The organism is Porphyrobacter sp. TH134 (assembly GCF_002855495.1).
In the GTDB taxonomy this organism is placed as follows: Bacteria; Pseudomonadota; Alphaproteobacteria; order Sphingomonadales; family Sphingomonadaceae; genus Erythrobacter.
Genome location: NZ_PKRO01000007.1, coordinates 1 through 12,617, shown reverse-complemented (window position 1 = coordinate 12,617; position 12,617 = coordinate 1). Strand labels below are relative to the sequence as shown.

9 protein-coding genes and 1 pseudogene are annotated in these 12,617 nt (G+C 63.6%); 5 read left to right on the top strand and 5 right to left on the bottom strand.

The features are described 5' to 3' along the window. Positions 1 to 68 precede the first annotated feature (68 nt). On the top strand, positions 69 to 1,220 hold the full coding sequence (locus tag C0V72_RS04870; protein WP_172438909.1) for a sterol desaturase family protein: 1,152 nt from the start codon (positions 69 to 71) through the stop codon (positions 1,218 to 1,220). A gap of 30 nt (positions 1,221 to 1,250) precedes the next feature. Here C0V72_RS04870 and rpoD read toward each other — a convergent pair whose 3' ends face one another. From rpoD to C0V72_RS04855, 3 genes are all read right to left on the bottom strand, one after another. Next, positions 1,251 to 3,281, bottom strand: a complete 2,031-nt coding sequence (gene rpoD / locus C0V72_RS04865) for an RNA polymerase sigma factor RpoD (RefSeq protein ID WP_101792106.1) — start codon at positions 3,279 to 3,281, stop codon at positions 1,251 to 1,253. An 82-nt stretch (positions 3,282 to 3,363) separates the two neighbouring features. Then, positions 3,364 to 5,235: a DNA primase gene (dnaG, locus tag C0V72_RS04860; protein ID WP_101792105.1), complete on the bottom strand. Its 1,872-nt coding sequence runs from the start codon at positions 5,233 to 5,235 to the stop codon at positions 3,364 to 3,366. Between the two features lie 170 nt (positions 5,236 to 5,405). Further along, positions 5,406 to 5,858, bottom strand: coding sequence for a GatB/YqeY domain-containing protein (locus C0V72_RS04855; protein WP_101792104.1), 453 nt, complete (start codon positions 5,856 to 5,858; stop codon positions 5,406 to 5,408). A 140-nt stretch (positions 5,859 to 5,998) separates the two neighbouring features. Between C0V72_RS04855 and carA the strand changes: the two genes are divergently transcribed. Further along, complete coding sequence (gene carA / locus C0V72_RS04850) at positions 5,999 to 7,177, top strand: glutamine-hydrolyzing carbamoyl-phosphate synthase small subunit (RefSeq protein WP_101792103.1); 1,179 nt, start codon at positions 5,999 to 6,001, stop codon at positions 7,175 to 7,177. Between the two features lie 127 nt (positions 7,178 to 7,304). Here carA and C0V72_RS16340 read toward each other — a convergent pair. After that, positions 7,305 to 7,655 (bottom strand): annotated as a pseudogene (locus C0V72_RS16340) (endonuclease domain-containing protein). Positions 7,656 to 7,721: 66 nt separating this feature from the next. On the opposite strand from C0V72_RS16340, the gene carB reads away from it, so the two are divergent. From carB to C0V72_RS04825, 3 genes are all read left to right on the top strand, one after another. After that, positions 7,722 to 11,048 (top strand): carbamoyl-phosphate synthase large subunit, encoded by a 3,327-nt coding sequence (carB, locus tag C0V72_RS04835; RefSeq protein ID WP_101792102.1) that lies wholly within the window; start codon positions 7,722 to 7,724, stop codon positions 11,046 to 11,048. Between the two features lie 119 nt (positions 11,049 to 11,167). Further along, positions 11,168 to 11,644 (top strand): transcription elongation factor GreA, encoded by a 477-nt coding sequence (gene greA, locus C0V72_RS04830; RefSeq protein ID WP_101792101.1) that lies wholly within the window; start codon positions 11,168 to 11,170, stop codon positions 11,642 to 11,644. A 3-nt stretch (positions 11,645 to 11,647) separates the two neighbouring features. After that, positions 11,648 to 11,935: a hypothetical protein gene (locus C0V72_RS04825; protein WP_101792100.1), complete on the top strand. Its 288-nt coding sequence runs from the start codon at positions 11,648 to 11,650 to the stop codon at positions 11,933 to 11,935. Positions 11,936 to 12,031: 96 nt separating this feature from the next. Here C0V72_RS04825 and C0V72_RS04820 read toward each other — a convergent pair whose 3' ends face one another. Next, positions 12,032 to 12,535, bottom strand: coding sequence for a GNAT family N-acetyltransferase (locus C0V72_RS04820; protein ID WP_233999783.1), 504 nt, complete (start codon positions 12,533 to 12,535; stop codon positions 12,032 to 12,034). Positions 12,536 to 12,617: the final 82 nt, after the last annotated feature.

Genomic DNA, 12,617 nt, shown 5'->3' with positions numbered 1-12,617 from the left:
TCTTTTCGACCGGCAGCGCAGGTTTTGCTTTACGGGGCGGAAAGGGCCTTGATGGTACCTGCCAGATGATGAAGCAGCCAGCCCCCCACCTGACCGCCGAACAATGGCTGGCGCGCGTTTTTGCTGATGGGCGACCGCGCCACGTGGGCACGGGGTGGCTGAGCGGGGTTCTGGGCATCGTCCTCGGCCTGCTGGCGCTGCTGGCGGTGCTATGTCTGCACTTTCCCGAATATCTGACGCTCCCCGAACTGCGGAGCCATTATCCGCTGGAATGGGTGAGGCTTGCGATTGATATCGGCCTGTTGGCGGCGATGGCGCTGGCGGCTGTCTCGATGGTTTTGCGCCGCAAGAAAGCGCTGGGTGTAGCTGGACTTGTCCTGGCAGGGGCGGCCCTGGGGTTGGGCGCGGGCGGGGTGGAGATCCCGCGCGGGCAGGTGAGCGCTGTCTATCTCGGCCTCGACTGGTTCGTGCTGGGCGTGCTGACCACGGCGGCGGTATTCGTGCCGCTTGAGCGAGCCTTCCCGCTCCGTTCCGGGCAAGGCGCGTTCCGGCGGGGCTGGCTGACCGACACGCAGTACTTCTTTGCCAGCCACGTGCTGGCGCAGGTGATGAGCGTTGCTGTGCTGGCGCCAGCGGTGGCGATGGGCGAGGCTCTCGCAGTCCCATCAGCGCAGACCGCGGTGCAGAGCCTGCCTGTGGCCGTGCAGTTCGCCCTTGCGGTACTGGTGGCGGACTTGGCGCAATATGGCATCCACCGGGCGTTCCATGCCATCCCGTTCCTGTGGCGGTTCCATAAGGTCCACCACTCGGTCGAGGTGATGGACTGGCTGGCGGGATCGCGGTTGCATCTGGTCGATGTGATCGTGACGCGCGGGCTGGTGCTCTTGCCGCTGGTGGTGCTCGGCTTCGATCAGGTGGCAATCTACGCTTACCTGGCGCTGGTAAGTTTCCAGGCGGTGTTCATCCACGCAAACTTCGCGCCGCGCGCGCGGTGGCTGGAGCGCTGGGTTGCCATGCCGCGCTTCCACCACTGGCACCACGGTGCGGAGGCCGAAGCGCGCGACGTGAACTTCGCGGTGCATCTGCCGATGATCGACCTCTGGTTCGGGACGTACCACATGCCGGAAGGGCGCTGGCCTGCGGGCTACGGGATCACGGGCGAGCGCGCGCCGGAAGGCTGGGCGCCGCAGCTGGTGTGGCCATTCAGGCGCGGCGCATGAAAAACCCCGCCGGAGCGGGGTTTCTCTGACTTACTGATCGAGGAACGAGCGCATCTTGCGCGACCGGCTCGGGTGTTTCAGCTTCCGCAAAGCCTTCGCCTCGATCTGGCGGATGCGTTCGCGGGTGACCGAGAACTGCTGTCCGACCTCTTCCAGTGTGTGATCGGTGTTCATCCCGATGCCGAAGCGCATCCGCAGCACGCGTTCTTCACGCGGCGTCAGAGACGCGAGCACGCGTGTGACGGTTTCCTTGAGGTTCGCCTGGATCGCGGCATCCACCGGGATGATCGCGTTCTTGTCCTCGATGAAATCGCCCAGGTGGCTGTCTTCTTCGTCCCCGATGGGCGTTTCGAGGGAGATCGGCTCCTTGGCGATCTTCATCACCTTGCGAACCTTTTCGAGCGGCATTGACAGACGCTGCGCCATTTCCTCAGGGGTCGGCTCGCGGCCTTCCTCGTGCAGGAACTGGCGGCTTGTGCGCACCAGCTTGTTGATCGTCTCGATCATGTGAACCGGAATACGGATGGTGCGCGCCTGATCGGCAATGCTCCGGGTGATCGCCTGCCGGATCCACCACGTCGCATAGGTGCTGAACTTATAGCCGCGGCGGTATTCGAACTTGTCGACCGCCTTCATCAACCCGATGTTGCCTTCCTGAATAAGGTCAAGGAATTGCAGGCCGCGGTTGGTATATTTTTTGGCGATCGAGATCACCAGACGCAGGTTCGCCTCGACCATTTCCTTCTTGGCGATGCGCGCCTCGCGCTCGCCCTTCTGGACCATGTTGACGATGCGGCGGAACTCGGGGAGGCTCATGCCGGTTTGCGCGGCAATGTCCGCGATTTCGCTGCGGATGCGCTCGATCGGGTCTTCCTCGCGCTCGAGGAAGGCGGCCCACTTCTTGTCCTTCTTGGCGCGCTCCTTGATCCAGGCGTCGTCCATCTCGTTGCCCATATAGGCGTTGAGGAAGTCGACGCGCTTGACCTTGTGACGCTCGGCCAGACGCAGCATCTGCCCGCCCAGCGTCGTCAGCCGACGGTTGAAGGCATAGAGATTGTCGACCAGAAATTCGATCTTGGTCGCGTGGAACTGGACGCTTTCGACCTCGGCAGTGAGGTCTTCGCGCAGTTGTTCGTACTTCTTTTCCTTAGCGGCCGGGAAATCATTGCCCACCGCCAGCGTATCGACGCGCTCGCCCTGCAGCTTTTCGAAGGCGTTGAACAGCGCGGTGATGCGCGCGAACCGCTCCAGCGCTTCGGGCTTCAGCGCTGCTTCCATCTGGGCGAGGGAGAGGGTGTTGTCCTCCTCCTCTTCTTCTTCGCGCTTCGGGCGGCCTTCACCGTCCTCGTCTTCGTCGTCCTCGCTTACCTCTTCTTCCGGCTCATCATCCTCGCGGATGGTCGGGCCGGCGGTGGCTTCGGAGATTTCGTCGTCATCGTCATCTTCGGCGCCCTCCGCCATCTTTTCGGCCGGAGGCTCCTTGGAAAGCATGGCGTCAAGATCGAGGATCTCGCGCAGCTGCATGTCGCCGTTGTTCAGCGCTTCGGACCACTGGATGATCGCGTGGAAGGTGATCGGGCTTTCGCACAGCCCCATGATCATCATGTCGCGGCCGGCCTCGATCCGCTTGGCGATGGCGATTTCGCCTTCGCGGCTCAGCAGTTCAACCGCGCCCATTTCGCGCAGGTACATACGCACCGGATCATCGGTGCGTTCGCCGGTTACCAGCTTGCGATTGCCAGCGCGGGCATCCTTGGCCGGGCCCTTTTTCTCGCCGTCGTCGTCATCATCATCGTCATCATCGGCGACGACATCATCGCTATCGGCCTCGTCACCGTCGGCTTCGGCCTCGGCGTCTTCATCGCTCTCGACGATCTGAACGCCCATTTCGCTCAAGGCGGTCTGGATGTCTTCGATCTGATCGGGGCTCATTTCGCCAGAAGGCAGCGCTTCGTTCAGCTCGTCATAGGTGACATAGCCGCGCTTTTTGGCCTTGCTGATCAGTTTCTTGATCGACGAATCGTTAAGATCGATCAGCGGGGCATCTTCCTTCTCGGCCATATTTCCGTATCAATCCGTGTTCCGGTGACCTGCCGTCTTGCGCAATGCGGCTGCGGTCACCCGTTGATCCCAAGCCCGCCGGTTAGACGGTATCCTCACCCGTTGCCAGCGCGCCCGCTTTGCGGCGCCCAAAGGCCTTGAGGCGTTCTTCGACTGCAATGAGCTGTGCGCGCAGTCTGGTTTGTTCCGCAAACGATCCTTCAGGATCGCTGTCGAAACGAGCTATCGTGGCCGCAAGCGCAGCCTCCAGCGCTGGCCGTTCGACCAGCAGCGACACAGCTTCAGCCAGTTCCTCACACGCAGCGCCGGGATCGTTGCCTTCATCAAGAAAGGCGTAGCGGATATCTGCCGGCGGGGCAGGTTGGCCTTGAACGACGCATATGGCGCTTGGCGCGGACGAATCAAGCGTTTCTGCAAGTTCGAACAGCGATTCGATCAATTGGGCGGCATCGGGATTGTGCCGGGCGAGGCTGGAGAGCGCCTCGGCATGGCGGGCGATCTCTTGCGGGAAGCGCGCAAGGCCGGCCAGAACGGCGGTCAGCAAGCTCTGCCGCTGGCCGCCTGCCATCAATCCCGACAGCTGCATGCGCGCGCCTTCGGACAAGCCGGGCGGCGGTGTTGGCTTGCCGCGCCACCCGCTGCCCGGGCCGGAGCGCTGGCCGGGTTGAAACGCAGGCCGTGGGGGACGCGGCGGGTAGGCAAAGGCAGAAAACCGGTCGGACAATTCACGCCGGTAAAGGCTTTTGATCTCGGCATCGGCAATTGTATCGACATGCGCCATCAGCCGGGCCTTCAGCCCCGCCTTGGCTTCGGGCGTGGCAAGGGGCTGGGCATCGCGCTCAAACTCCCAGAGCGTGTCGATCAGGCTGGCAGGCTCGGCCAGCAACCGCTCCATCGCCGCCTTGCCCTGCGCCTTGATCAGATCATCGGGATCGAGACCCGCTGGCAAACGCACAATGCCAAGCGAGCGCATCGGCGAGAGCAGCGGCAGCGCCCGCGCCATCGCCCGCATTGCCGCCCTTTGCCCTGCCGCATCGCCATCGAAACACAGCACCGGCGCATCGACCATGCGCCACAGCAGTTCGAGCTGCATTTCAGTAAGCGCCGTGCCCAGCGGAGCGACCGCATCGGCAATCCCCGCATTGGCGAGCGCGATCACGTCCATGTAGCCTTCGACCACCACCACGCGGCCCGATTGGCGCGCGGCAGGCGCGGCGCGGTGGAGGTTGTAGAGCGTGCGCCCCTTGTCGAACAGATCGGTATCGGGCGAGTTCAGATACTTGGCGACGCCCTCGCGCTTGTCGAGAATGCGGCCACCGAAGGCGATCACGCGCCCGCGCGCGTCCTGGATCGGCAGCATGACGCGGCCGCGGAAGCGGTCGTACCGCTCACCCTGTTCGTTGGCGGCGCGCATCCCGGCGCCTTCGAGCATATCTTCGCCGAATTGTGCCAGCGCCCGGGGCAGGGCCTGCCGGTCATCGGGCGCCCACCCAAAACCGAATTCCGCCATGATCTGCGGCGAAAACCCGCGCCGCTGCAAATATTCGCGCGCCGCCCCGCCGCTCGGCCCAGCAAGGCTGGTCACGAAAAACTTTTGCGCTGCCTCGGTCACGTCGATCAGGCTGGCGTGCGCCTCGGCCTTTTTGGCCATGGCCGGATCGGGGGCGGGGACCTCCATCCCTGCTGCCGCGGCAAGCTCCTTAACCGCGTCCATGAATTGCAGACCCTGTTGGTCCACCATCCAGCTGATTGCATCACCATGCGCGCCGCAGCCAAAGCAGTGATAGAATTGCTTCTGGTCGTTGACGTAGAAGCTCGGCGTCTTTTCCTCATGGAACGGGCAGCACCCTTTCCATTCCCGCCCCGCGCGGGTCAGCTTGACGCTGCGCTGGACAAGCGAAGATAGCGTGATTCGCGCGCGCAGCTCGTCCTTCCATTGCGGGGTTATGGCCATGGGCCTCTACTGCCCCTCATCCCCGTTCGTGTCGAGACGCGCGGCAAAGGGTCTGTGCACCCCGTGTGGAAACAAACCCGTTCGTGCTGAGCTTGTCGAAGCACCGCACTTCACTTCGGGGTAAAGGACGGCCCTTCGGCAGGCTCAGGGCGAACGGAATTGAGTGTGCGTTACGAAAGTGCCGCCTTCACCAGCGTGCTCGCCAGCTTGCCATCCAGCACCGCGCCGTGCCGCGCCTTCAGCTCGGCCATGACGGCGCCCATGTCCTTCATGCTTGATGCGCCGGTTTCGGCCTTGATCGCATTGATGGCGGCGGCCGTTTCCGCTTCGCTCAGCATTTGCGGCAGGAACTCCTCGATCACTGCAAGTTCGGCGCGTTCGACCGCGGCCAGCTCCTCGCGCCCGCCGCTGACATACATCTCAATCGATTCGCGGCGCTGTTTGGCCATCTTCTGGAGAACGCTGACCACCAACTCGTCGTCCGGCGTGGGCTTGGCGCTGGTGCGTTCCTCGATATCGCGGTCCTTGATCTTGGCGCTGATCTGGCGGAGCGCGGCGGTGCGGTCTTTTTCGCCGGCCTTCATCGCAGTGATGGTGGCGGCCTTGATATCGTCACGGATCATCGGAGTTTCCTGTGGATTGAGCTGTTGCGCGCGCCCCTAACGCAAATCAGTCGCCACGCCTAGGTTGACGCGGGGGGTGCATGGGCCTAGCGGGCAAAACTTAGCAACATCGCTGGCATAACAATCCAACGGAGCGCCCCATGGCCGACCCCGCAACTTTCCGCGCGCAACCTTCCGGCGCGACCGGCTGCCTTGTTCTGGCCGATGGCACTGTGGTGTGGGGCCGGGGCTTCGGCGCGAGCGGTGCGGCCGTGGGCGAGGTGTGCTTCAACACCGCGATGACCGGCTATCAGGAGGTGATGACCGATCCCTCCTACGCCGCGCAGATCGTCACCTTCACTTTCCCGCATATCGGCAATGTCGGCGCCAATGGCGAGGATGTGGAGAGCAAGGTCGAGGGCGCGGTCGGTTGCATCGTGCGCGAGGATGTGACCGAGCCTTCGAGCTTCCGCTCGATCGAGAAATTCGCCGACTGGATGGTGCGCAACGGCAAGATCGGCCTCAGCGGCGTCGATACCCGCGCGCTGACCCGCCGCATCCGACAGACCGGCGCGCCAAACGCGGTAATTGCCCATGCGCCCGACGGTGAGTTCGATATCCCCGCGCTGGTGAAACGCGCGCAAGAATGGGCGGGTCTGGAAGGCATGGACCTCGCAGTGCGCGTGACCCGCGACAAGCATGAGGGCTGGGAAGGCGGCTACTGGATGCTGGGCAAGGGGTATGGCCGCGCTGCGTTTGATGCGAAGCCGCACGTGGTCGCGATCGATTACGGCGCAAAGGACAATATCTTCCGCAATCTGGTGAAGGCCGGGGCGCGGGTGACGGTGGTGCCGGCCAAGACCTCGTTTGACGAGGTGATGGCGCTGGCTCCTGACGGCGTGTTCCTGAGCAACGGCCCCGGCGATCCGGCGGCGACGGGTGAATACGCGGTGCCGGTGATTGCGGCGCTGCTGGAGGCCGATGTTCCGCTGTTCGGTATCTGTCTGGGCCACCAGCTGCTCGCGCTCGCCGCGGGCGCGAAGACGATCAAGATGCACCAGGGCCACCGCGGCGCGAACCACCCCGTCCAGCGCGTCGGCGAGGGCTGGGGCGAGACTACCGGCCTCGTCGAGATCACCTCGATGAACCACGGCTTTGCGGTGGATGCGGCGACCTTGCCCGAGGGGGTGGAGCAGACACATGTGTCGCTGTTCGACGGGACGAATTGCGGGATCGCGATCAAGGGCAAGCGGGCGTTCGCGGTGCAGTATCACCCCGAGGCCTCGCCGGGGCCGCAGGATAGCTTCTACCTGTTCGAGAAGTTTGTCGGGGGGCTGTGATGGCGCGGCCAACATACTCCCTTCCCCTTGGGGAAGGGCTGGGGATGGGGGCTCGGCGGTGAGGGGGCAGGGCTTCGTATTGGGCGTGGAGCACCCATCCCCAACCCCTTCCCTGAAGGGAAGGGGCTTATTGGTTGCGCGCGATTGCGATTTCCTCGGCGATCACCGTCAGCACGCCGTCGATATTGCCCAGGACCTCGTTGTTCCAGAAACGGATTACGCGGTAGCCGTGGGCTTCGATGATGCGGGTGCGGTTCGCGTCAGTCAGGCTGTCGGCGTGCTACCCGCCATCGAGCTCGATGGCGAGGCGCAAGGACCGGCAGGCGAAGTCGGCGATGAAGGTGCCGATGGGAAACTGCCGGGTGAACTTCGCGCCTTCGAACCGGCTTGCCTTCAGATGCAGCCACAGGCGCTGTTCCGCGTCGGTCGCATTGTTGCGCAGGTTCCGCGCGAGGCCTGTCAGTTTCTTTTCCGCCATTCTCGAACCCCCATCCCCAACCCCTTCCCCATGGGGAAGGGGCTATATAGTGCGAAAGCCGCCTAAATGCCCAAAAGAACCGACATTTCCTCGATCCTCGTCATTGGCGCTGGCCCGATCATCATCGGCCAGGCCTGCGAGTTCGATTACTCCGGCACGCAGGCGATCAAGGCGTTGAAGGAGGAGGGCTACCGCGTCATCCTCGTCAACTCCAACCCGGCGACGATCATGACCGATCCCGAGTTTGCGGACGCGACCTATATCGAGCCGATCACGCCTGATATCGTCGCCAAGATCATCGCCAAGGAACGGCCCGACGCGCTGCTCCCCACGATGGGCGGGCAGACGGCGCTGAACTGCGCGCTGGCGCTGGATGCGGATGGTACGCTGGCGAAATACGGCGTGGAGATGATCGGGGCCAAGGCCGACGCGATCGACAAGGCGGAAAACCGCCAGCGGTTCCGTGATGCGATGACCTCCATCGGGCTGGAAAGCGCGCGCTCGGGCGTGGCGAACACGCTCGAAGAAGCGCGCGTGATCCTCGAACGCACCGGCCTGCCGTCAATCATCCGCCCGTCCTTCACGCTTGGCGGCACCGGCGGCGGGATTGCCTATAACAAGGCGGAATTCGAGCAGATCGTGCGCGAAGGGCTCGATGCCTCGCCCACCACCGAAGTGCTGATCGAGGAATCGCTGCTCGGGTGGAAAGAGTTCGAGATGGAGGTGGTGCGCGACCGCAAGGATAACGCGATCATCATCTGCGCGATCGAAAACGTCGATCCGATGGGCGTCCACACCGGCGACAGCATCACCGTCGCCCCGGCGTTGACGCTGACCGACAAGGAATACCAGATCATGCGCAACGCGAGCATTGCTTGCCTGCGTGAGATCGGGGTGGAGACGGGCGGCTCCAACGTGCAGTTCGCGGTCAATCCCAAGGACGGCCGGTTGATCGTTATCGAGATGAACCCGCGTGTGTCGCGTTCATCCGCGCTGGCGTCCAAGGCCACCGGCTTCCCCATCGCCCGCGTCGCGGCCAAGCTGGCGGTTGGCTACACGCTCGATGAACTCACCAACGAGATCACCGGCGCAACGCCGGCAAGCTTCGAACCGACCATCGATTACGTGGTGACCAAGATCCCGCGCTTCGCCTTCGAAAAGTTCAAGGGCGCGGCCACCGATCTTTCGACCGCGATGAAATCGGTCGGCGAAGTCATGGCGATTGGCCGCAACTTCCAGGAATCGATGCAGAAGGCCCTGCGCGGGCTCGAAACCGGTCTGGACGGGTTCAACCGCGTGCCCGAGCTGGAAGGCCAGCCGCGCGATGTGATCAACGCTGCCCTGTCGCGCCGCACGCCTGACCGGCTGCTCAAGGTCGGCCAGGCTTTCCGCGAAGGCATGAGCGTGGAGGAGATCGCCGCCGTCACCTTCTACGACCCATGGTTCCTGCGCCAAATCGAAGCGATTATCGCGGCCGAAGCCGAGGTGCAGAAAGACGGCTTGCCCCGCGATGCTGCCGGGCTACGCCGGCTCAAAGCGATGGGCTTTTCTGACAAGCGCCTCGCCACTCTCGCCGTGCGCTCCGTCGGCGTGGCGGGCGGCATGGGCGAAACGCAGGCCAAGCGTTCGGGCCTGCTGCACGATGCGCTCGTCGCCATGGCGGGCGCCACGAGCGCTGCCGAAGTGCGCGCACTGCGCCACAAGCTCGGCGTGTTCCCGGTGTTCAAGCGCATCGACAGCTGCGCGGCCGAGTTCGAGGCGATCACGCCTTATATGTATTCGACCTACGAAGCCCCCAGCTTTGGCGATCCGGAATGCGAGGCCATGCCGTCCGACCGCAAGAAGATCGTCATCCTCGGCGGCGGGCCGAACCGGATCGGGCAGGGGATCGAGTTCGATTACTGCTGCGTCCACGCCTGTTTCGCGCTCGCCGAGCAAGGCTTCGAGACGATCATGGTCAACTGCAACCCCGAAACCGTCTCGACCGATTACGACACCTCCGACCGCCTCTATTTCGAGCCGCTGACGGCTGAAGACGTGCTCGAAATCCTGCGGGTGGAACAGCAGAATGGCGAGCTGGTTGGCGTGATCGTGCAGTTCGGCGGGCAGACCCCGCTGAAGCTGGCGCAAGCGCTGGAGGATGCGGGCATTCCGATCCTCGGCACTTCGCCCGATGCGATCGATCTGGCCGAAGACCGTGAACGCTTCGCCAAGCTGGTCAGCAAGCTGAAGCTCAAGCAGCCCGACAACGGCATCGCCCGCAGTCGCGACGAAGCCGCCGCCGTCGCCGCGCGGATCGGTTATCCGGTGCTGCTGCGCCCGTCCTACGTGCTGGGGGGCCGCGCGATGGAGATCGTCGACAGCGAAGCCCAGCTCGACAATTACATCGCCACCGCGGTGAATGTGTCGGGCGACAGCCCGGTGCTGATCGACCAATACCTGCGCGATGCGATTGAATGCGATGTCGATGCGCTGTGCGATGGCGATGAAGTGCGCATCGCAGGCGTGATGCAGCACATCGAAGAAGCGGGCGTCCATTCAGGCGACTCTGCCTGTACGCTGCCGCCATATTCGCTCGGGCCGGACATCATCGCCGAAATGGAGCGTCAGGCCGAAGCGCTCGCCCATGCGCTGGGCGTGGTCGGGCTGATGAACATCCAGTTCGCGGTGAAGGATGGCGTGGTTTACCTGATCGAGGTCAACCCGCGCGCCAGCCGCACGGTGCCGTTTGTGGCCAAGGCCATCGGCCAGCCCGTGGCCAAGATTGCTGCGCGGGTCATGGCGGGCGAAAAGCTAGCCGCTTTCCCGCCGTTCAAGCGCGACCTGCCGTATATGGCGGTCAAGGAAGCGGTGTTCCCGTTTGCGCGCTTCCCCGGCGCGGACCCGGTGCTCAGCCCGGAAATGAAGTCCACCGGCGAAGTGATGGGGATCGACTCCACCTTCGAAGCCGCCTTCCTGAAATCCCAGCTGGGCGCCGGCATGGTGCCGCCGCAGTCGGGCACGGTGTTCGTATCGGTCAAGAATACCGACAAGGCGACGATCCTGCCCGCAGTGCGCCAGCTGATCGAGCACGGTTTCCGCGTGATTGCCACCGGGGGCACGCAAAGTTACCTTGCCGAACAAGGCCTTGCCGTTGAGCGGGTGAACAAGGTTGCCGAGGGCCAGCCCCATATCGTTGACCGGATCATCGATGGGGACATCGCGCTGATCTTCAACACCACCGAAGGCTGGCAATCCCTTTCGGACAGCAAATCGATCCGTCAGGCAGCGCTGGCAAACAAGGTACCCTACTACACCACCGCGGCGGCAAGTGTGGCCGCAGCGGCGGCGATTTCGGCAATCCGGCCAGACCAGCTTGAAGTCCGGTCGATGCAGGACTATTATGGGGGTTGATTGCTGCGCTTCCCCCCGACATCGAAAGTGCCTGATGCCGCAATGAGTTTACGGCAGCAGGCGCCTTCGCTCCAGTGTTTGGGGGCAGGGCGGGGGGCATAGAAAGAAAGAACGAAAAGATGGCGACGATGGAAAAGGTTCCGATGCTGGCCGAGGGGTATGAGCGGTTGACCGCCGACCTCAAAGTGCTGCGCGAAGAACGCCCGAAAATCGTCGAGGCCATCGAAGAAGCCCGCGCGCATGGCGATCTTTCGGAAAATGCCGAATACCACGCCGCCAAGGAACGTCAGGGCCAGGTCGAAGCCATGATCGGCGAGATCGAGCACATGGTCAGCCGCGCGCAGATCATCGATCCCGCGACACTTTCGGGTGACCGGATCGTGTTTGGCGCAACCGTGACGCTGCTTGACGAAAACGACAAGCCGATCCGCTATCAGATCGTCGGTCAGACTGAAGCTGACGCGAACAAGGGCCGCATCTCCTACAGCTCGCCGCTCGCGCGCGCGCTGATCGGCAAGCAGGTCGGCGATGATATCGAAGTGACCGTGCCGTCGGGCGAACGGTTTTATCACGTCGAGAAGATCGAGTTTATCTGAGGCATGGGGATGCCGCCCGTCAGGCCTCTGGCCGAGCGGCGTGTGGCAACGCATTTTCTTGATGCGGGCGCGGTCAGCATGGCCGACGCTATCCCCTTCGCCCCCGGCACGCCGAGCCGCCAGCGCGCCTTTGAACGGCTTAAGGGCGCCGATGTGCTCAGGACCGACGGGCAGGGCAGATGGTGGCTTGACGAGGAGCGCTGGTCATCCCGCCGCTTTGATCGCCGGACGCGAGTGGTGATGGCGATGCTGGCGGTGGCCGCCGCAGGGGCATTTGCGGCGCTGCGTTGAGGTGGCTTTGGGACTGGGTTAGACCCCGATAGGCCCTCTCTAGACCCCCTTTAGCCCCCGCCAGATCCGTGTTTCATGTGAAACACATGGACCCGGTTATGCCAGCTGCTTTTCCATCGCATAATTGTGGATCGCAACCTCGCTCTCGCCAAAAGGTATTGTGAAATCGCGGCGCTGGAGCAGCGCGTAACCCGCCCGCGCAAACACCGGACGGGCAAGCTCGCTCGCCTCGGTGAACAGCCGCGTCACGCCCTGCGCGCGCGCCGCTTTCTCTGCCGCTTCGAGCAGCCGCAGGCCAAGCCCCTGTCCGGTGTGGTCGGGGTGACAATAGAGCATGTCGAGATGCCCACCAGCTTCGAGCATGGTAAAGGCAAGCGGCGTGTCATCCAGCCCCACCGCGACGAGGATTACGTCGCCTCGCGCCGCTGAATCCAGACACCGTTGCACCGAGTAGCGCGCAGACCATGCCGCCACCTGCTCAGGCGAATAGGCCCCTAGTGCGGTGGTACGGATGGCAGCCAAGGTTAGGGCGGCAATCGCCTCTGCGTCACCTGCGCGGTAGGGCCGGATGACCGCCGCCACCGGATTGTCAATGGACACCCAGTGTTACGAGCTAAGGCGACACCCAGTGTTACGAGGTGTCTCGTTGTGACCGTGCGATGATTTCAGGGGCGGGGAGCAT

Excerpts from the sequence above, each read along its gene's own strand:
- C0V72_RS04855 (WP_101792104.1), bottom strand. The coding sequence starts at position 5,858 with ATGATCCGTGACGATATCAAGGCCGCCACCATCACTGCGATGAAGGCC.
- C0V72_RS04825 (WP_101792100.1), top strand. The coding sequence starts at position 11,648 with ATGGGGATGCCGCCCGTCAGGCCTCTGGCCGAGCGGCGTGTGGCAACG.
- C0V72_RS04870 (WP_172438909.1), top strand. The coding sequence starts at position 69 with ATGAAGCAGCCAGCCCCCCACCTGACCGCCGAACAATGGCTGGCGCGC.
- carB (WP_101792102.1), top strand. The coding sequence starts at position 7,722 with ATGCCCAAAAGAACCGACATTTCCTCGATCCTCGTCATTGGCGCTGGC.
- dnaG (WP_101792105.1), bottom strand. The coding sequence starts at position 5,235 with ATGGCCATAACCCCGCAATGGAAGGACGAGCTGCGCGCGCGAATCACG.
- greA (WP_101792101.1), top strand. The coding sequence starts at position 11,168 with ATGGCGACGATGGAAAAGGTTCCGATGCTGGCCGAGGGGTATGAGCGG.
- carA (WP_101792103.1), top strand. The coding sequence starts at position 5,999 with ATGGCCGACCCCGCAACTTTCCGCGCGCAACCTTCCGGCGCGACCGGC.
- rpoD (WP_101792106.1), bottom strand. The coding sequence starts at position 3,281 with ATGGCCGAGAAGGAAGATGCCCCGCTGATCGATCTTAACGATTCGTCG.